This is a genomic window from Treponema endosymbiont of Eucomonympha sp., assembly GCF_001028545.1.
In genome coordinates this window covers 1-440 of record NZ_BBPW01000656.1, presented here as the reverse complement: position 1 = coordinate 440, position 440 = coordinate 1, and the positions used below count along the sequence as shown (strand labels likewise).

At 63.6% G+C, this 440-nt stretch carries 2 protein-coding genes; one reads left to right on the top strand and one right to left on the bottom strand.

Annotation, left to right across the window (positions count from 1 at the left end):
- A partial coding sequence (locus tag AWU74_RS08515; RefSeq protein WP_162505122.1) for a hypothetical protein occupies positions 1–217 on the top strand: 217 nt, incomplete at its 5' end.
- Here AWU74_RS08515 and AWU74_RS12990 read toward each other — a convergent pair.
- Positions 192–440: hypothetical protein (locus AWU74_RS12990; RefSeq protein ID WP_238580281.1), on the bottom strand; the 249-nt coding region annotated here is incomplete at its 5' end. The genes AWU74_RS08515 and AWU74_RS12990 overlap by 26 nt on opposite strands.

The following is a 440-nucleotide window of genomic DNA, read 5'->3' as shown; positions in this document are numbered from 1 at the left end:
GGTCGATTTCAAGACCGACGCGCGCGAAAACCCCGCCGAGCACGCGGCGCAACTCGCCTGTTATGCCCGCGCCGCCTCCGCGCTACAGGGAAAACCGTGCAGGGCGTATCTGTATTACCTCCGCACCGGGCACGCGGTCGATATGACCGACGCGGTTTCGGGAATCGACCTGCCGGGGCTGTTCGCCCGTGCTATAGACGCGGGCGCTTTCGGCTGATTCGCGCCCGAACGCGGCTCCGGTTTGCGCACACCCGCGGCGTATAGGCAGCCCTGATTTTTGCCCATATTTCGCCACTGCCGCCGAGTTCCCTGAGGGAACTCGGATGTTCTCCGTGCGCCGACACCCGATATGCCGAGTTTCCTCCAGAAACTCGGCCGTTGCCCGCGCGGAGTTTACCTGTCTTCCGGGTTCTTTCAAAGAACTCGGTCGTTCGGCCACC